This window comes from Shewanella sp. Isolate7 (genome assembly GCF_022398425.1).
GTDB lineage: Bacteria > Pseudomonadota > Gammaproteobacteria > Enterobacterales > Shewanellaceae > Shewanella.
This window is the reverse complement of record NZ_JAKEVJ010000072.1, coordinates 1-19,143: the sequence shown is the minus strand read 5'-3', so window position 1 is coordinate 19,143 and position 19,143 is coordinate 1. Positions and strand designations below refer to the sequence as shown.

The 19,143-nt window shown below is 53.1% G+C and carries 14 protein-coding genes and 2 pseudogenes; 10 read left to right on the top strand and 6 right to left on the bottom strand.

Annotated elements, in window-relative coordinates:
* Positions 1-839, bottom strand: a pseudogene (locus tag L1D47_RS16335) (IS3 family transposase); the annotation flags it as partial.
* A 523-nt stretch (positions 840-1,362) separates the two neighbouring features.
* Between L1D47_RS16335 and L1D47_RS16330 the strand changes: the two are divergent.
* On the top strand, positions 1,363-1,632 hold the full coding sequence (locus L1D47_RS16330) for an acylphosphatase (RefSeq protein ID WP_011865427.1): 270 nt from the start codon (positions 1,363-1,365) through the stop codon (positions 1,630-1,632).
* Positions 1,633-1,788: 156 nt separating this feature from the next.
* On the opposite strand, the gene L1D47_RS16325 is transcribed toward L1D47_RS16330, so the two are convergent.
* The 3 genes from L1D47_RS16325 to L1D47_RS16315 all read right to left on the bottom strand — a co-directional run bounded on the left by L1D47_RS16325 (position 1,789) and on the right by L1D47_RS16315 (position 6,859).
* Entirely contained in the window at positions 1,789-2,727 is a 939-nt protein-coding gene (locus L1D47_RS16325; RefSeq protein WP_239886061.1) for a peptidoglycan binding protein CsiV, read from the bottom strand.
* Entirely contained in the window at positions 2,720-6,202 is a 3,483-nt protein-coding gene (mfd, locus tag L1D47_RS16320; RefSeq protein WP_239886060.1) for a transcription-repair coupling factor, read from the bottom strand. The genes L1D47_RS16325 and mfd overlap by 8 nt, the downstream gene beginning before the upstream one ends.
* Positions 6,203-6,277: 75 nt before the next feature.
* Positions 6,278-6,859 carry a hypothetical protein gene (locus L1D47_RS16315; protein WP_239886059.1) on the bottom strand — a complete coding sequence of 194 codons (582 nt, stop codon included), beginning with the start codon at positions 6,857-6,859 and terminating at the stop codon, positions 6,278-6,280.
* Between the two features lie 95 nt (positions 6,860-6,954).
* Here L1D47_RS16315 and L1D47_RS16310 point away from each other — a divergent pair, with 95 nt between their 5' ends.
* The 3 genes from L1D47_RS16310 to lolE are packed head-to-tail and all read left to right on the top strand — an operon-like array spanning position 6,955 to position 10,142.
* Complete coding sequence (locus tag L1D47_RS16310) at positions 6,955-8,187, top strand: lipoprotein-releasing ABC transporter permease subunit (RefSeq protein ID WP_239886058.1); 1,233 nt, start codon at positions 6,955-6,957, stop codon at positions 8,185-8,187.
* A gap of 3 nt (positions 8,188-8,190) precedes the next feature.
* The gene (gene lolD, locus L1D47_RS16305; protein ID WP_239886057.1) at positions 8,191-8,892 is read left to right on the top strand and encodes a lipoprotein-releasing ABC transporter ATP-binding protein LolD; all 702 of its coding nucleotides are present in this window, start codon (positions 8,191-8,193) and stop codon (positions 8,890-8,892) included.
* Positions 8,889-10,142, top strand: coding sequence for a lipoprotein-releasing ABC transporter permease subunit LolE (lolE, locus tag L1D47_RS16300; protein ID WP_239886056.1), 1,254 nt, complete (start codon positions 8,889-8,891; stop codon positions 10,140-10,142). Before lolD ends, lolE begins: the two co-directional genes overlap by 4 nt.
* A gap of 25 nt (positions 10,143-10,167) precedes the next feature.
* Here the strand turns inward: lolE and L1D47_RS16295 are convergent, their stop codons facing one another.
* Entirely contained in the window at positions 10,168-11,523 is a 1,356-nt protein-coding gene (locus L1D47_RS16295) for a diguanylate cyclase (protein ID WP_239886055.1), read from the bottom strand.
* Between the two features lie 406 nt (positions 11,524-11,929).
* Positions 11,930-12,436: a DUF2062 domain-containing protein gene (locus L1D47_RS16290; protein WP_041511563.1), complete on the bottom strand. Its 507-nt coding sequence runs from the start codon at positions 12,434-12,436 to the stop codon at positions 11,930-11,932.
* A 31-nt stretch (positions 12,437-12,467) separates the two neighbouring features.
* Here L1D47_RS16290 and L1D47_RS16285 point away from each other — a divergent pair, with 31 nt between their 5' ends.
* The 6 genes and pseudogenes from L1D47_RS16285 to L1D47_RS16260 form a co-directional block, all read left to right on the top strand.
* Positions 12,468-14,753 (top strand): DNA internalization-related competence protein ComEC/Rec2, encoded by a 2,286-nt coding sequence (locus L1D47_RS16285; RefSeq protein WP_345778771.1) that lies wholly within the window; start codon positions 12,468-12,470, stop codon positions 14,751-14,753.
* A 35-nt stretch (positions 14,754-14,788) separates the two neighbouring features.
* Entirely contained in the window at positions 14,789-16,603 is a 1,815-nt protein-coding gene (gene msbA, locus L1D47_RS16280; RefSeq protein WP_041511561.1) for a lipid A export permease/ATP-binding protein MsbA, read from the top strand.
* A gap of 5 nt (positions 16,604-16,608) precedes the next feature.
* Positions 16,609-17,598, top strand: a complete 990-nt coding sequence (gene lpxK / locus L1D47_RS16275; protein ID WP_239886054.1) for a tetraacyldisaccharide 4'-kinase — start codon at positions 16,609-16,611, stop codon at positions 17,596-17,598.
* Between the two features lie 22 nt (positions 17,599-17,620).
* Positions 17,621-17,800 (top strand): Trm112 family protein, encoded by a 180-nt coding sequence (locus L1D47_RS16270; RefSeq protein WP_041511559.1) that lies wholly within the window; start codon positions 17,621-17,623, stop codon positions 17,798-17,800.
* A 366-nt stretch (positions 17,801-18,166) separates the two neighbouring features.
* Positions 18,167-18,886, top strand: a complete 720-nt coding sequence (locus L1D47_RS16265; protein WP_239886053.1) for a lipopolysaccharide kinase InaA family protein — start codon at positions 18,167-18,169, stop codon at positions 18,884-18,886.
* Between the two features lie 73 nt (positions 18,887-18,959).
* A pseudogene (locus L1D47_RS16260) lies at positions 18,960-19,143 on the top strand (IS5/IS1182 family transposase); the annotation flags it as partial.

Here is a 19,143-nt window from a genome sequence, read left to right as displayed (position 1 = left end):
ACCTCGGCGGAATAACGCCATCCTCAAAGCGTCACAAACAAGCTCCGATGTCATCCTACTTGCCATCGACCAACCCACCACGGTGCGAGAGTAAAGGTCAATAATTACAGCCAGATAGAGCCATCCTTCGTTGGTGTACAAATAGGTGATGTCGCCAGCCCACTTCAGGTTCGGCGCATTTGCAGTAAAGTTCTGCTCTAGCAAATTAGGCGCGACTGGATGCTTATGGTTACTGTCAGTAGTGACCTTAAATTTCTTCGCCGCCTTTGGCACTAAACGCTGTCGTGACATGCTGTCCATAATGGTTTTGATGTCCGCCTTATAGTTATTATCCGCTAAATCTTGCTGAATTCGTCTTGCGCCATTGCGCTTCTTGGAATCGTCAAAGGACGCTTTAATCAGCACRTCACGAGCCGCACGCTTAATCGCTCTTGGACTCAGTGTCATGCCATTCTGGCGCCAGGTGTAATACCCACTACGCGATACCTTGAGCACATCAACCATCCGCTTGAGAGAAAAACGGTGCTGATGCTCAAGGATGAACTCAAAYCTGGCTACTTTTGGTTCTTCGCGAAGTAGGTGGCCGCCTTTTTTAAAATGGCTAAATCTTCGGCTTGTTCAGCGAGTTGGCGTTTAAGTCTTGCGACCTCGGCAGCAAGTTCCGCTTCTCTTGACGTGGTGTTTGATTTCTTCTCAGCACTAGAGCGCCAACTGTAGAGTTGTGACTCGTAAAGATTAAGCTCACGCGCTGCTGCGGCTACACCAATTTTCAGAGCAAGCTTCAGCGCTTCTGTTTTAAATTCTTGCGTGTGGATCTTGCGGGGTTTCTTTGTTGACATATTTCACCTCAATAAGCGAGTTTACTCACTTAGCGAGATGTCCAAAAGTATTGGATCAGATCAGGCTGAGTGATTATGCGCCAAGCCGGTTATCTGTTGATGCTGGCTTAATCGGCATAGAGATTTTGGGATAAGTGGCTTTGGGTTAAGTCGCCTTCCCTAAGCCTTGTCGGTTTAAGAGGGAAAATGCCGGTATTTTTCGAGTCACAGAGACAAGTATTTTTCAGGGGCTTATGGTGATTAAATGATAAAAAATGGTTGAATATCCTGAATTTAGTCCATTGCTGAGCGTAAGTGGTCAACAAATTTTGTTATTCAAATCTAGCATAGCTTATCCATTTTATGATACAAAGTGATACATATTGCTACATGATGGTCTTAACGACCTTTTCCCAGTTTGCGTATGTCGCCCGATGCAGCTAACCACTTTATTAGTTAGCTGTTTTTTTTGTCTATTTTTTGCCCATCCACCAAGTTTAGGTTATCTTCAAAGGGTTAGATCGATAAGAAGAACGAGGCGCAGATGAAGCGGGTATTATTGACAATATCGGGAAAGGTTCAGGGCGTATGTTTCAGGCGATACAGTCAGCTGAAGGCCAATGAATTGGGGCTGACGGGATATGCCAAGAACCTGGAAGATGGCAGGGTACTGATTTTATTGCAGGGAGGCGGCTTAGCTGTCGATCGTTTTATCGCCTGGAGTGAGCAGGGATCCCCCCAGTCTGTGGTGGACAATGTGCTGGTGGAGGAAGACGAGGCAGATGAGATCTACCTCGATTTTTCTGTCTATTGAGGTGAGTCGCCGCAGTGCTTGTCGCCTTGCCCACTCGGTGACTAATAGACCTAGGTAGAGGATGAGGTAGATGAGCGCTATTTCTTCTCGCTCTACCTCTTCTCTAAGAGTTAGTTTCTACTAATAACTTTTATCTATTTGCTTCTGGCTATTAAGCTAGTTTTGCGGAATGACGCTCGGTTGGCTCACCTCTGTGGGGCGCTCACCTGGCTGTTCCATCTTTCTGATCTGTAAAATCATGCCCATGTTAGGGTGATCGAAATAATGGATTTCGTCGCTCTTCACTCGCTTATTCTGTGTCATATAGATGTTGTGCAGATAAGGTATCTGGCTTACAAGGGTTTCATCCTCAGGTTGAGGTTGTGTTTTACTGCCTGCTCTATGCAGGGTTAACGCCGTTTCCACATAGAGGTAGTGATTCAGGTAGATGTTGAGTGTGCCATCGAGTGCCCAGATAGGCTCCGCCTGCTTTTCCTCGAAATTCAAATCGAAATTAAACTGGGGAATGTCGCTGTTATCGAGCTGGGGCGCAGCATTCACCGCGTAGCCATCCTCATTGAAGCGGTCTGAATAATCTTCGCCGCCATAGAGGCGCACAGGCTTGGCCTGATGACGAGGTAGCATAGACTGTTGCCAGGTCATGTGTAGCAGACTCTTGTGTCCTGCCTCACGTTTTAAAGTGTCGATCATTGCACCAAACTGCGACTGAGAGTCGGCCAATAAGACTGTGCCCGCGCCCAGAGTGGCGTATTGCGGCGTCGGCGCGCCTATGGTTGCCGGGATCTGGCTGGGGTGAGTCACCTGTGCCTGTTGAAGCTGCTTGTCGCATTCCTCGGGCGTTTCCAGCCACTGCTGGGCGTTGCAGCCCTCAAGGCCAAGGCTGGTGCCGGTAATATCTGTGGCAAATAGCGGCGAGATCATGTCTATCGGTTGACGCGTGTGGCGATTGCCAGGGCTTGCCAAGGTTTCTTCTAATTGACTTCCCTGACGCTCAAACAGGTAAACTTCCACCTCAAACCAGCGCTCATTGTCTGCCCAAGCGGCGCCGGATAGTGAGGCGAGGGTGGTCACCAATAAAAGACTCTTTTTAAGCACGGGGTTCTCCAAGGCGATTTTGCATGAGTTGAGAGATGATCAGGGATAACAGGGCTAACCTATCCTTGTCTGTCTCTGTTGGCATCAAGAATTTTAACTTACTTGGGCCGTCCATACGATAATTTTGTGGCTGACTCTGTAATAGCCCTATGATAAAGCCAGGAGCGACACAGTGGTCGTTATTAAATTCCAGGCTGCCGCCCTTGGCATGCATCTCTATCTTGGCGATGCCGAGCGCCGTGGCCTGATGTTTGAACAGGGAGACTTCCATCAGGTTCTTGGTCGCCTGTGGCAAGAGGCCGAAGCGGTCGATAAGCTCGACCTTTAACTCGTCCAGTGCCTGCGCCGTGGCGCAGTTGGCGATACGCTTATAGAGTGACAGGCGGATGTTGACGTCGCCCACATAGTCTTCCGGCAGCAGGGCAGGGATGCGAAGGTCAATCTCGCACTGTCCTCTGAGCATCTGATCAAGTGACGGCTCCTTGCCCTCCTTGAGGGATTTCACCGCATCTTCGAGCATCTCCATGTAGAGGGTAAATCCTATCTTGGAGATGTGGCCGCTCTGTTCATCACCCAAGAGTTCCCCGGCGCCGCGGATCTCAAGATCTTGGGTCGCCAACATGAAGCCGGCGCCGAGATCTTCCAGTACGCCGATAGCCTCCAGGCGTTTAACGGCATCCTTGGTCATGCGCTTAGGATGGGGCGTCATCAGGTAGGCATAGGCCTGGTGATGGGAGCGTCCTACTCGGCCCCTCAGCTGATGTAGCTGCGCCAGGCCAAAGTTATCGGCCCGCTCTATGATGATGGTGTTGGCACTCGGCACATCGATGCCGGTCTCTATGATGGTGGTACACACCAACACATTGTATTTCTGGTGATAGAAGTCCGACATCACCTTTTCCAGCTCGCGCTCGCGCATCTGGCCATGGGCGGTGATCACTCTCGCCTCGGGCAGCAGCGCCTCGATTTCACGGGCGCGCTTCTCTATGGTTTCGACGCTGTTATGCAGAAAATAGACCTGGCCGCCCCTTAAGATCTCACGCAGCAGCGCCTCGCGTACCGTGGCGTCGTCATACTCACGTACAAAGGTCTTCACCGCCAGGCGCTTGGCCGGCGGTGTGGCGATGATGGAGAGATCCCGCATGCCGGACATCGCCATGTTGAGGGTGCGCGGAATCGGGGTCGCCGTCAGGGTGAGGATGTCGATATTGGCGCGCAGCGCCTTGATCTTCTCCTTCTGACGTACGCCAAATCTGTGTTCCTCGTCGATAATGAGCAGGCCGAGGTTTTCAAATTTAGCCTCGGACTGGAGCAGCTTGTGGGTACCTATGACGATATCCACCTGGCCGAGTTCCAGTTGCTTGAGTACCGCCTGTTGCTCCTTGGCGGTCTTAAAGCGAGACATCACCTCTATCTTGATTGGCCAGTCGGCAAATCTGTCTTTGAAGTTTTCATAGTGCTGCTGGGCCAGCAGGGTGGTGGGTACCAAAATGGCCACCTGTTTGCCGTCGTTGACCGCCACGAAGGCGGCGCGCATGGCCACCTCCGTCTTACCAAAGCCCACATCGCCACACACTAGTCTGTCCATCGAGATGGGGCTGCACATGTCGGTGAGCACGGCATCGATGGCGGTTTCCTGATCTACGGTTTCTTCGAAAGGGAAGCTGCCGGCAAACTGGGCGTACTCTTCTCTATCTAGCTTGCAGGCCTCACCGGGACGTGCCTGACGGCGGGCGTAAACGTCTAACAGCTCGGCGGCCACATCGCGGATCTTCTCAATGGCCTTACGCTTGGCCTTGGTCCAGCTCTCGTTGCCCAGCTTATTGAGCTGTGGCGAATCATCGGCGCCGACGCTGTATTGGCTGATGAGGTTGAGGGAAGCGACTGGCACATAGAGCTTGTCGCCGCCGGCGTATTCCAGTTTGAGATACTCGGCCACCAGGCCGCCGGTGTCTAAGGTCTCCAGACCCTGGTAGAGGGCGACGCCGTGATCAAGATGGACTATGGGTTGGCCGACCTTGAGTTCCGCCAGATCTTTAATCAGGGCATCCTGGCTGACCTGACGCTGTTTATCGCGCCTGCGTTGCTGGGCGATGCGCTGACCAAATAGCTCGGTTTCACACACCAGGGCCCAGCTTGGGCCTTTCTTGGGGTGATAGATGGCGCCCTGAGCCAGCGGCGCGACAATCAAGCCAAAGGGTTGAGGCTTTTGGCTGAAGCTGTCCAGATGGTCTACAAGTGCTGGTTTTATCTCTATCTTGGCCAGCAGTTCCAGCAGCGCCTCGCGCCGGCCCTCTGATTCGACGCAGAACAGGATTGGCATGCCGCCATCGGCAAATGCTTTAAGGCTAATGAGCGGTTGCTTTAGCTTGTGGTTGGCGGTGATGTCAGGTAATGCCTCAACCTGTGCGGCGATGCTGGTGCCCGTTGCCTCATTGCCCTTGACCAGGAAGCGTGGCATCTGCTTAAAGGCTTCGAAGACTTGCTCGGTCAGCAGGTAGAGGTCTTTTGGCGGCAGTAGTGGCCTGAGGGGATCGACCCGGCGATTCTCATAACGCTGGTGGATCTCCTGCAGGTGGTGCCTGGCCGCACCTTCGAGATCGCCTACCTGCACCAGTTGACACTCACCCGGTAGATAGTCGAACAGGCTGGCCGTCTCATCGAAGAACAGCGGCAGGTAGCTCTCAATCCCGGCGGGCATCACCTTGCGGCTCACCATCTGATAGATGGACTCGGGCTCCTTAACCACGACCTCGAATTGGCGGCGGTAGCGCTGCCTAAACCCCTCGATGGCGGCGTCATGGGTGGGAAACTCTTTGGCCGGTAGTAGGCGAATCGATTGGATCTCGCCGCTGGAGCGCTGAGTCTCAGGGTCAAATTCGCGGATGGATTCGACCTCATCATCGAACAGCTCTATGCGGTATGGACTCTGAGCCCCCATGGGAAAGAGATCTATGATAGAGCCGCGCACGGCAAACTCGCCATGCTCGTAAACCTGTTCCACATGATGATAGCCGGTGTTGACCAGTTGGCTGCGCACCGCCTCTAACGGATAGTTGTCGCCCTTGCTGAGAAGCAGAACATTGCCGGATAAGAAAGACTGTGGCGGTAACTTCACCATCAGGGTGCTCATGGGCACTATCACCAGGCTATGGCCTGCACTCGGGATCCGCGATAAGGTCTCTAGCCGCTGGGATACCAAGTCCTGGTGAGGCGAGAAGCTGTCATAGGGCAAGGTCTCCCGGTCGGGGAAGAGCATGACAGGCACGTCTTGTGGCGCTAACAGGTAGCCTAGCTCGGCCTCTAGCCTGAGCGCGCTGGGCGTATCTGGCGTCACCACTAAGGTCAGGCCACTGTGCTGCTCGCACAATTTAGCTAGGCTGATCGCCTGGGCGGCACCCGTTAATTGGCTCAGGGTTTGCGGGGATTTGATCCCTTTGACTTTAGGTGGTGTGAGGATGGAGAAAGCATTCATGAAAACAGACTAAGGCCAACAATCGACAATGATGCGGTCATTGTAGAGGCTTAGCCCCGTCAGTGCCAGTGAAAACTACCTTGGGGTTTGTTGCTGCTTTTTACGTTGTTGTAATTGTTTTTGTTGAATATTTAGGCTGGCTTTCACCAGTTGCTCGACGTCCTCATCGAGAATTTCGATAAAGCTGAGCTCACAATCGAAACCGCCCTCAGATGCTTCCTCTTCGCAGCGGGTACACTCACCAATACAGAGAATGGCGATAAGCACCTCCCTGATATGCAGGGTGATGCGATAGGCCTCGCCGGGCACAAGCTTTGTCGGGCTTAAGATATGTATACCGCTGCCGCCAAAGTGCAGCCCACTGCACTTTTCACCCTCGTGGGTCTGTTGCTCCAGCACATGCTGCAGCACAAGATCGATTTTGCGCGACTGTAGCTTGAGGTAGTCGACTACGGTGCGCGCCTCATCATCCAGGTTTCGAAGTTGCAGCAGACAATCGGCTTCCATCGCCTTCACTTGGCTGATGAGTTGCATGCCGAGCGGCAGCATGGCTCTTAGCTCATAGTCGTTGGGCAGCGGCTGCTCCTTAGGCCAGGGCGATAGGTAAGCGGCGAACCCATGCGCGACGCTAAAATAGGAGTTTGATTGGCTGTTCAACGGATTGCCTCTTGTTTTTAGGGGGCTATTCCCCCTATTATCGTGCCCATCTTAATGATTTATCAAGGCTCTGATACAAAGAGACCCTGCCAAACATGAATTTAGCGTTATCTTGGACCATAGGTTACCGGTACTGGCGAGCACGTAAGGCCAATCCATTTGCCTCATTTATTACCCTGTTTGCCGTATCGGGGATCTTGCTTGGGGTGGCGGCGCTGATCATCGTCAGTTCTGTGATGAATGGCCTGGAGGGACAGCTCAAGCAGCGCATTTTGGGCGCGGTACCGCAACTGACGGTGCACAGTGAGCAGCATCTTGGTGACTGGCAGTCTGTCGCGTCCAGCCTTGTCGATGGCAAGCAGATCTTGGCCATGAGCCCGAGCGTGGCCACCCAGGCCATGTTGCAGGCACCGGGTAGCATCAGCGCGGTGCAGGTCTATGGCATCTATCCCGAACTTGAGCAAGACAATCTCGCGCGTCTCAATCGCCATTTCAATGGCTCCCTCGATAGTCTTGAGGCAGGTAAATACCGCATTGTTATAGGCGCCGAGCTGGCGCGTCGCCTGGATGTGAAACCCGGCGACAGGCTTCGTGTGTTGAGCGGCGATGGCGTGGTCTATTCACCGCTAGGGCCGGTACCGAGTCAGCGTAAGTTTACCGTGGCTGGCGTCTTCGAGATGGGCTCCCAGGTCGATGCAAGCCTTGCCTATATACACCATGAAGATGCGCTGCGCCTGATGCGCAAATCCCCTAATGAGATCAAGTCGCTGCGTCTCTATCTGGCAGACCCCTTCAAGGCAAGTAAACTGGCCCCTAAGGTCAAGGCCGCGTTTGAGGCCGCGGGTGATAGCATCACTACCAGCGATTGGCGTGAGAGCTATGGGCATCTGTTTTCGGCGGTGAAGATGGAGAAGAACATGATGTCGCTGATGCTGAGTCTTATCATCGCCGTGGCCGCCTTCAATATAGTCTCGGCCCTGGTGATGATGGTGGTGGATAAGACCACAGATGTTGCCGTGCTGAAAACCCAGGGCCTGACCACAGGGAGCATCATGGGGCTCTTCATGATCCAGGGATCGCTTAACGCCGTCTTAGGCTTAGTGGGCGGCCTGGTTATCGGCGTGCTGGCAACTTTGAATATTAACACCCTCTTTTCGGCGCTCGGCATTCATGTGCTTGGGGCAGGTCAACGCCTGCCGGTGCAACTCGAGTGGGGGCAGTTATCCCTTATCGTGGTCGGCACCCTGGCAATCACATTTTTGGCGACCGTTTATCCCGCGCTGCGGGCGGCAAGCGTGCAACCAGCCACAGCTTTAAGGTACGAATGATCTATGACCCAACAGGAAAAACCTTTGTTACTTCAAGTCAATAACGTTAGCAAGCGCTATCACGAAGGCAGCATAGATACCCGGGTGCTCAGTGGCGTTAACTTCAGTATCGCCAAGGGCGAACAGGTGGCTATCGTTGGCAGTTCGGGATCGGGTAAGAGTACCTTGCTGCATATCATGGGTACCTTAGATAAACCGAGCAGTGGTGAGGTGATGTTTGACGGCGAAGATCTCTATCGGCTGTCACCTTCACGTCAGGCGGCTATCCGCAATCAGGAGCTGGGGTTTATCTACCAGTTCCACCACCTTTTACCCGAGTTTACCGCGCTTGAAAATGTGGCCATGCCTGGACTTATCCAGAAGCGGCCGCGCCAAGAAGTTGAGCAGGAGGCGACAGAGCTGCTTAATCGCGTGGGCCTTGGGCACAGGCTGCATCATACACCGGCCGAGATGTCGGGTGGTGAACGCCAGCGTACGGCGATAGCCAGGGCGCTGATCAATCGTCCGAAACTGGTGTTGGCCGACGAGCCTACCGGAAACCTGGACGCCGCGAGCGGCGATACCGTCTATGAGCTTATCCGTGAGCTGGGCAGCCAGCTGGGTACCGCTTTTGTGGTGGTGACCCATGATCCTAAGCTGGCCGCGCGCATGGACAGACAACTTAAGATGCAAGATGGACAGTTAAGCGCCTGGGAGATGGCATGAGAGAGAGACTCGCCTTCTGGGTAGGCTGGCGCTTCTACATGGCGCGTCAGTCGAATCGATTCATCAGTTTCATCTCCTTTGCCTCGACGGCGGGGATCGCCCTTGGGGTGGCTGTGCTGATCACTGTGCTGTCGGCCATGAACGGCTTCGAGCAGGAGCTTGAGCAGCGTCTGCTGGGGGTCGTACCCCATGGTGAGCTGACCGGGGTGAATGAGCCGCTTCATGACTGGCCGCAGATAGCCGAGGATGCCAAGAAGATCCCAGGCATTCTGGCCAGCGCGCCCTTTGTGCGCATTCAGGGGCTGATTCAGAAGCCCGGCGGCTTTCAAGGGCTCACGGTTATCGGTATCACGCCCGCGCTAGAAGCCAAGGTGTCAAATATCGACGACTTTATGCCAGAAGCTGCCTGGCAGGCGCTGGCCACCAAAGAGAACAACATAGTGCTGGGTAAGGGGCTCGCCGATGCCCTGGGGTTGTCGCTTGGCAACACCCTGAGTCTCTACACGCCAAACCTCGCGGGTAAGTCTGCGGGTCGAGGTCTGGGCTCGGCCAAGAGTCATCAATTTAAGGTGGCGGGTATCTTTGAGCTCGGCGGCGAGCTAGATCTGACCACGGCCTATATCTCGCTGGATTATGGCGCCGAATTATTGGGGCTGGGCGAGGGGGTGAGCGGGATCCGCATCAAGGTCGACGATGTCTTTGCTGCGCCGCAGCTGATCCGCACCTTGGGCTATAGTCAGTCGCAGTATATGTATCTGTCGGACTGGACTCGCACCCAGGGGCATCTCTATCAGGATATTCAGTTGGTGCGTGCCGTGATGTACTTAGTGTTGGCACTGGTGATTGCCGTGGCCTGTTTCAATATCGTCTCCACCTTAGTGATGGCGGTGCGCGACAAGCAGTCTGAGATCGCTATCTTGCTGACCATGGGGATGGCCAAAGCCACCATCATGGGGATCTTTGTGGTGCAGGGGGCCTTGAATGGTTTGTTAGGCTGTTTTATCGGTGGGGCATTGGGGATCACCCTGGCCTTGAATCTTAGCGCCATTGCCAGCGGGATTGAGCAGCTATTTGGTGTGCAGCTATTGTCGGCCGACGTCTATTTCATCGATTTCTTGCCATCACAGCTACATCTGTTGGATGTGGTGCTGGTGGTGTCACTTGCTTTGGTGATGAGCCTGCTGGCTACCCTCTATCCGGCCTGGAAGGCGAGCCGCATCCATCCCGCCGAGGCACTGGCTGGGCATTAGCTCTCGCTGATACCAGAGAAGGCTGTTAACGACTTTCTCGGTAGGCGCGTTTTTGTAGATACATCCGCTTGTCGGCATCGGAGAGTAACTCTTTGATGTCGGCATTTTGCCCATCAAAAGTGGCGTAGCCTATGCTGAGCGAAGGCGTCAGTTGCTGTGATTGCCAAAAGAAAGGCTGGGATTCTATCGCCTGGGTGATGTGAGCCATGATGGCTTCAACCTCCTGCCCGTCGGTCACGTCATAGAGCAAGATGAGAAACTCATCGCCACCAAATCGCGCGACTGACCCCTTAATCCCCACCTCTGTCACCAGACGATTGGCGACATATTTTAGCAACTCGTCGCCCGCTTCATGTCCCAGCTCGTCATTTACCCTTTTAAAGTCGTTCAGATCTATGTTGAGTAAGGTAAAAGATGGCTGGTTATGCTTGTTCATCACGCGGTCGAGCTCATTGATGATGAAGCGTCGGTTAGGGAGATGGGTTAATTCATCGTGCAGGGCCGCCCTGTGGGTGTGCTGATAGTTACGAAATAGCAGCAGCATCAGCATATACAGGGTAAAGGCTGCGACCGTCCCCGTGCCGACTATGCCTAGGCGCAGGTGATTGATGCGAGCGAGATTTTCAACATGAAATTTGGCGGCTAGGTTCCAGGTTCCACTGGGCAACTTGATGGGATAGATCGCATCGGCATCTTCAAAAATACTGGGATCGCCATAGAAAACCTGTTCCGCTTCGTTAGCGTTTAGCTGTTTCTTGATGGCGATATCACCGCCCTTAAATTGCGTGATCCCGGTATCATGCAGTAACTGGTTATAGTTCATCACCACGCTCACCCCGCCCCAATATTGGGTGTTTTTGGGATAGTCTTTGAAGATAGGGTAGCGGGCGATAAGGCCTAGCCCGCCTTGCACCAGATTCACCGGCCCGGCAATAAACACCGACTGTTGCTCCTTTGCCAGTAGCACTGTCTTAAGCTGATTTGGCTGAGTGCGAAAATCGAAGCCCACCGCCTTCTCGTTGCCCTTGAGGGGATAGACTAAGGAGATAATATTGTTTGGTGCGATGGCGACGTTGCGTACGTACTGCGCCTTGTCGAGCAGTTTTGCGGCGATCACATGCCAGTTTTTCATGGCAAAATCGGGGTCTATGGTGACCACAGTGGCCAGACTATCGGCCAGATAGGTGTCTTTATAGATTGTGGCCTCGAAGTTGAAGCGAAGCAGCGCCAGGTTTTTGCGCAGGTTTTCCTCTTCTTGCTGGATCTCATTGTTAACAAAGTACTTTGTTAGCGCACTTATGGTGATCACGGCGGCGAGCAGAAACAAGCAGGAGAGCAATGCGAAGATCGCGACATGTTTTCTATTTGAATTTAAGTGCATGGCCTTCCTGCATTTATTGTGATTATTCTAACGGGCGACTTCATCTAGGGCATGTCATTCAGATAGATACAAAGTGTTAGCCTTGTAATCAATTTGTTTATTCTATCTTAAGTTTCTATGAGATGCGAAGGGACAATTTCAGCAGCTTATGCTGTGGGTGATGGTTAACCCAGAATGATCGTCGATATCGGGGTAATGATTTAGTTAAGCGAATGCTTAAGTGACTAACTGCATACGTGGCTAGCTGCTTACCAGGCTACCTGTACCTGGCTAATTGCTTGTGTGATTGAGCGAGCTAAGCCCGAGTCACAGCCAAATGCAGTAGGTCGCGAGATTTAGGGAGGCATAGGTATAGGTGCACTGTCCGGTGACTAATGCCCGGTGAGCAATGCAGTGTGAAACATCACTATTTGGCGCGATTCTTCCACTTAAACAGGATCGAGTACTTCCACAGGTTGTGAACGACAAAGTAACCCGAGGCCGCAAAGATGATCCCAAACACCAGACAACCCAGCAAGAATGGTGGGCCTATGGTGAAGAGTGAGGCCTCTATCCATTGCCAGCTGGCTTCGAAGGCAAATTCTTGGGGAGGGTGGCCGAGTAGTTTGGCGCCAAAGAGGTAGGCGGCGTAGAACATAAAGGGCATGGTGACCGGATTGGTGACCCACACCAGCGCGACGGCGACAGGTAAGTTACAATTAAACAGTATGGCTAACGCCGCGGCTAACACCATCTGAAACGGCATGGGGATCCAAGCGACAAACAGGCCGACCGCAAAGGCGAGGGGAGCGGAGCGTCGATTCAGTGCCCAGAGGTTAGGTTTGTGGAGCAACTTACCGAACATCTGCAGGTGTTTATGATTCTGCAGCGTCTCGGGTTTGGGCATATATCGTTGAATGAATTTTTTTGGCATAGCTTAGTGTTGCAGTCTTAAATTATTCATTATGAATCGATTCATGTTTGGCTATTGTGCCACCCTCATCTCCGCGCTGCTCTGGCCCGCCTTGCCGACCCTTTCACTTGCATGTGTGGTGTTAGTCATTGCCGTCATCATGCTGAAATGGTCAAAATTATTGGCTGGTTGCCTTCTGGCTATAGCTTGGATGAGTCTATTTTGCCACCAACTTTTGGTTTTTACGCCTGAAAATTCCAGCGAGCCGCCAACAGTCAGGGGCGAAATCATATCACTAGTTTATCGAAACGGCGACTGGATAAATGCCGATATTCGTATTTTGACCGACCATCCTCTTCAATTTCCTGATAAATATTTGCGCTTGCGCTGGCAAAGCGAACAAAAAGTCGCCATAGGTGAGGTGTGGCAATTCACGCTTGCCCCCAAGCCGATCACCAGCGTGCTTAATCAAGGGGGATTTAATCAGCAGGCCTATCTGTTGTCTAAGCACATCATAGGCAAGGGCAGAGTGATTGTGGCCAAGCGTCTATCGTCGCCGCGGGGGATGCGAGCAAGGCTGCTGACACCATTGCGGCAGGCCGTGGCCACATTTTCCAATGGCGATCTGATGCTGGCGCTCATGCTGGGGGATAAGCAGCAGATAAGCGAGGCGCATTGGCAGGGGCTAAGGCAGAGTGGAACCGGCCATCTGGTGACCATCTCCGGGCTACATCTGTCGGTACTGGCGCTCTGGGTCATGGGGCTGGGAGGCTATCTTTTAGGGCGCTTGCGTCCTCGCCTGGGACTTGGCAATCGCCAAGCCATCGCCTTAGTGGCCTTGGTTTGCTGCGGCCTCTATGCCTTCCTTGCCGGACTGGGGTTGCCGACCCAGCGAGCGCTCATCATGTTGGTTATGGTGATTTGGCTTGGGCTTATCAGGCGCTACGCCTCGCCATTTGAGCGGCTGCTATGGGCGCTTTTCATCGTCTTGTTGCTGGACCCTTTAAGTATTCTCGGTGCCGGGCTCTGGCTCTCCTTCGGCGCGCTGGCGATCATTCTCTGGTTCGGCCAATCAGCGCCCGCGCCAGATGAGCACTTATCGTCTTGGCAGAAGCTGACATACCGCCTTGGCCAGATGTGGCAGATTCAGTGGCGGCTAAGTTTATCCCTGGGTCTTTTGCAGGGGCTGCTGTTTGGCGGCTTTGCGCCCTACGCGCTGATATTTAACCTGATCTTCGTACCCTGGTTTAGTCTGGTGGTGATCCCACTAAGCTTCTTGGCCTTGATAACATGGGTAACTAGCGTCTATATCGGCATGCCCGTGAGCTTCCCCCTCTATCTGTTAGATCTTGCCATTTCCCCCATGACCTTAGCTTTCGACTGGTTAGGCAAACTTCCTGTTCACTGGTTGCCAGCCTCGATGCAGCTTGTCTCGGCCCTACTGTTTAGCCTGCTTGCCGTTATCAGTTGGCGACTGGCCTCAGGCGCCTGGCGATGGATGCCCTTGGTGCTTCTCATGCCGCTCTGTCTGTGGTGTTTACCTCAAGGGATGACAGATCCTCGCCGTTGGCAGGTTCATCTGTTAGACGTGGGGCAAGGGCTGAGCCTGGTGGTCGAGAAGCAGGGGCATGGATTAATCTATGATACCGGCGCCGCCTTCGGTGAGCACTTTAGCTACGCAGAAAGGGTGATTCAGCCCTTCTTGCATTATCGTGGCATAGGCAAGCTCGACTATCTGGTGCTGAGCCACGGGGATAATGACCACGCCGGCGGCGCCGACTATTTGTTGTCCCATCATCCCGAGGTCAAGCTTGTGACTGACCTCGACTATCCTGGTGCCATGAACTGTCGCCCCAAGAGCATGCACTGGCGGGGACTTACCCTAGAGCTACTGGGGCCGCGAGAGGCTGGCGTTGGCAACAATGCTTCCTGCATAGTTCGGATAAGTGACGGCAGTCGAAGCGTACTTATCCCTGGGGATATCGAGCGTGAGGGTGAGCAGTCACTCCTGACGCAGACGCCAGAGGTGACCAGTACCGTGTTGATCGCGGCGCATCACGGCAGCAATACCTCATCGAGCAGCGCCTTTATTCAGGCAAGTGCGCCGGATATCGTGCTCTACGCGGCCGGATTTAACAATCGTTATGGCTTTCCCAAGGCCGAAGTGGTTAGGCGCTTCAACGGGACAAGGGCGCGCCAGTACAGCACGGGGGACAATGGTCAGCTCAGTTTAACACTGGGCGAAGAGGGCGTTTTAGTCTCGGGTTATCGCCGGGATTTGGCGCCATTTTGGTATAATCAACGCTTTGAATTTGGTGAGTTTGGCAATCCAGAGTAGAATACGCTTTTTTGCATCTATTGATAGAATCCCGAATGACAAATGCTTCGAAAAGTGAAGTTAGCAGCGTATTTCTCAGACTGCTGACCTATCTTGTCCCGCTTAAAGGGGTGTTATTTCTGTCTGTGTTCGGCCTAGTGCTTTATGGCTTGGTGGACGCAACCTTTATTTATTCAATTAAACCCTTTATCGATCAGGGCTTTGCCAGCAATGTGCCGACCACACCCGGCTTGGTGGAAGGCGTCGATCTCGGCATGAGTGGCGGCTTTAACTCCGACAGTGATGTGTTAAAAACCGCGCCCTTTGTGGTGATTGGTTTGTTTACCCTCAGGGGCCTGGCTAACTTTTTATCTACCTACGGCATCTCTTACATCAGCGCGCGCATGATCATGGATATGCGTCAGCAGGTGTTTGAACATTACCTCAAGCTGCCCGTGAGCTATATCGATGCCGAGAGCAGCGGTAATTTGATCTCCCGGGTCACCTTCGATACCGAGCAGATCGCCAGGGCGTCCGGCAGTGCATTGATCACCATAGTGCGTGACGGTATTACTGTGATCGGCATGCTGGGGGTGATGTTTTACAACTCCTGGAAACTCTCGCTCTGTATCCTGATCGTCGGGCCCTTGATTGGCCTGGTGATTGCCGTGGTCAGCCGTAAATTCCGTAAGGTTTCTAAACAGATCCAGACCGCCATGGGGGGGGTGACCTCGGTCACCGAGCAGATGATTAAAGGCCATAAGAATGTGTTGGTCTTCGGTGGTCAGCAGGCCGAATCTCAGCGTTTTGCCAAGGTGAACGACGATAACCGCTCGCGCACCATGAAACTGGCCCTGGCCCAGGCAATCAGCCAGCCTTTGGTGATGGTGATTGGCTCCCTGGCGCTGGCCTTCGTGCTCTATGCGTCGAGTCTTGAGAGCATGCGTGCAGACCTTACCGCGGGTACCTTTGCGACCATCTTGGCGGCCATGCTCGCCATGTTGCAGCCAATTAAGAGCCTGACCCGTGTCAACGCCGAGTTTCAGCGAGGTATCGCCGCCTGTAGCACCATCTTTGCGGTGTTAGACACGCCAGCCGAGGTGGATAATGGCACCTATGAGACGCAAAGAGTGGCGGGACGCCTGAGCTTCGACAAGGTTAACTTCCGCTATGACAATCAGGAAGGCTTGGCGTTGACAGATGTCGATTTTCAGGTCAATCCTGGCGAGACCCTGGCCCTGGTGGGGCGCAGCGGTTCCGGTAAGTCGACCATAGCCAGCCTCATCACCCGCTTCTACTCGGATCTCGAAAGCGGTGATATTCGCCTGGATGATGTGAGCCTGAGAGACTATAAGCTGGCGTCATTGCGTCGTCAGGTGGCCCTGGTGTCACAGCAAGTCACCCTGATCAACGACACCATTGCTGCTAACATCGCCTATGCCTACCCGGGTGAGGTGAGTGAGGAGCAGATCATAGATGCTGCAAAGCTCGCTAATGCCTGGGAGTTTATCAGTAACATGCCCGAGGGGATCTATACCCAGGTCGGGGAGAACGGCGTCATGCTCTCAGGTGGTCAGCGTCAGCGTATCGCCATTGCCAGGGCGATACTGCGCGATGCACCCCTGTTGATACTCGATGAAGCGACCTCGGCGCTGGACACCGAATCGGAGAAGGCGATTCAGACGGGGCTGGATAACCTCAGGCAGAACCGCACCTCAATCGTGATCGCTCACCGCTTGTCGACGGTTGAAAATGCCAATCAGATCTTGGTGGTCGATCAGGGCAAGGTGGTCGAACGCGGTACTCATAGCGAGCTGCTGGCGAAGCAGGGGATCTATTACAACCTGTACCAGATGCAGTTTGGTAGCTAATTACTATGCAGACGTTGGTTAATCGTCTCTGGTATGACAGGCAGCTAGGTGTTCACTGGCTGCTTGTTCTGCTGCTTTTGCCCCTCAGTGGTTTGTTTTACCTGCTGACGAGCCTCAGACGACAGCTGTTTCGTTTGAGGCTTAAGTCAAGTGTGCGCCTGGATGTGCCGGTTATCGTGGTGGGTAACATCACGGTCGGTGGCAGTGGCAAGACGCCCACGGTTATCTATCTCATCGAGTTGCTGCGTCGTCATGGTTATCGCCCTGGGGTGATCAGCCGTGGCTATGGCGTCGAGTTTACCGGCTGTAAACAGGTTGTCTCTGGCATGCCGGCGAGTGAAGTCGGCGATGAACCTGCCATGATAGTCGCGCGCACTCAAGTGCCTATGGTGATAGGCAGCGATCGCGTGGCCGCGGGTCAAGCCCTGCTAGAATGGCAAGCGGTAGACGTCATCATCAGCGATGACGGACTGCAGCATTATCGACTCGAGCGAGATGTGGAGATCTTAGTGCTCGATGGCAAGCGTCGTTTCGGTAATGGTCTGCTGTTACCTGCAGGGCCCCTGCGAGAAGGACGCTGGCGTCAGCGCACAGTCGATTTTACCTTAGTCAATGGTGAGCGTGCCCATTCGCAGGAGTTTGAGATGGCGCTGGCTCCCGGTAATTGGCGCAGCGTGGCCGACGGCGCGGTATCAGTCGATAATCCGCTTTCTGACAATGTGGCGATCGCCGGAATAGGCAATCCACAGCGATTTTTCGATACCCTAACCCATATTGGGGTTCATCCCGTTCACCAACATGCCTTTGACGATCATCAGGCCTACAGCCTAGACGCCATAGAGACGGTCGCGGCGGGGCGAGGCGTGCTAATGACAGAGAAAGATGCGGTTAAATGTCGCGATTTTGCAAAGTCTAACTGGTGGTATCTGCCGGTAGATGCCAAGATAGCACCAGAATTTGAACAGCAATTGTTAACGCTGCTTGAGCGGCGCTAAAACGTACAACAAGGAAATTAACATGGCGTTTGATAAGAAACTTTTAGAGATAGTTGCCTGCCCTGTGTGTAAGGGGAAGCTTGAATACGACAAGGCTAATCAGCAGCTTATCTGTAAGGCAGACCGTTTGGTCTATGCGATTAACGAAGGGATCCCCGTATTGCTTGAAAACAAGGCGACCCCTTGGAACGAAGAAGCTTAAGCCGCTTGGTGTAATACCAACCGTAATAAATAATTGATCATTCTAGCTTGTTAAAACGCTCGATAACTGTATTAGTATTTTTAATTGTAGAATAACTACTTATCTAAAAATCCTGCTTTGTTCTCAAGCATTTTTCCTGCGCTATTTCTGATCACATACTTATTGTGATTGGTATAAAAAGTACCGTCGGTTATCGCGTGGTATTCTTGAGACGTGTCGGTCGATACGTCTCTCGCTTTCTCCCCATAGCCGTCACCTATCAGTCAGTCTGGTGTCGCTCATAGTTTCCCCGCTTACGCCCCTGAAGATTGCATTTGCGCAAGCTTGCACACATAATCCCCTTTCACTTTTACCGGAGTATCTTGTGTGACTGTTTCTAGCCTTCAACATGTGATTGATAAACTGCTTGTCGAACATCAGGGCGAACGAATAGTTAGTTTCGAATACCAAGGTCGCAAGTATTGGCTTAAACAGGAAGAGCGTCTCACCGGCGCCATGCGCTGGCTAAAGTCCCAGCCCCAGGCGGCACTGCAGCTTGAGATAACAACCCTTACTCAACTCGCCAAGAAAGGGGCTCCCGTGCCCGAACTGGTTGCCAGCGGTGAAGGGTTTCTGGTCGTTGCCGACGTAGGCATGCCGATTAATGCTTGGTTAAATGCTGAGATCGATGAGGCCGAGAAGCTCAAGATATTACAGGATAGTGCAATCGGTTTGGCTCAACTGCATCTAAAAGGTTTAGCTCACGGCAGGCCCGCCCTAAGGGATATCTGTTGGCACGCGGGTAATGTTTCCTTTATCGATTTCGAGGCAAATCAGCAAGACAGCGATATGCATAGGCAGCAGAGCAGAGATCTCCTCGTCTATATCCATAGCCTGTATCGCTACATCGGGCCCCATCCTGAGATTGTCGACCCTGTGATTGCTGCCTACCGTGCTGCGGGGGGAGAGTCGCTCTGGCAGGCTTCAAAGCAAGAGATGGAGAAGTGGCAGTGGCTTAACTATCTTATTGCGCCGCTTAAATCTATCGGTGGAAAGGATCTTCGTCCTGTCTATTGGCTTCTGCGTCACTTTAAACAGACCCATTAATAACTAGGGAAGATGCGAATAAGTCCCTGATGTGAGATCATAGCTACATAGTAAATCACAGCCATTACCGCCCATGAGCCAACAGTTAACTTTTGCCGATAGTGAGTTTTCCAGCAAGCGCCGCCAGACCCGTAAAGAGATTTTCTTATCTCGGATGGACAACCTATTACCATGGACTCAACTGCTGGAAGTGATTGAGCCCTTTTATCCAAAAGCGGGCAATGGTCGTCGTCCCTATCCACTGGAAACGATACGAT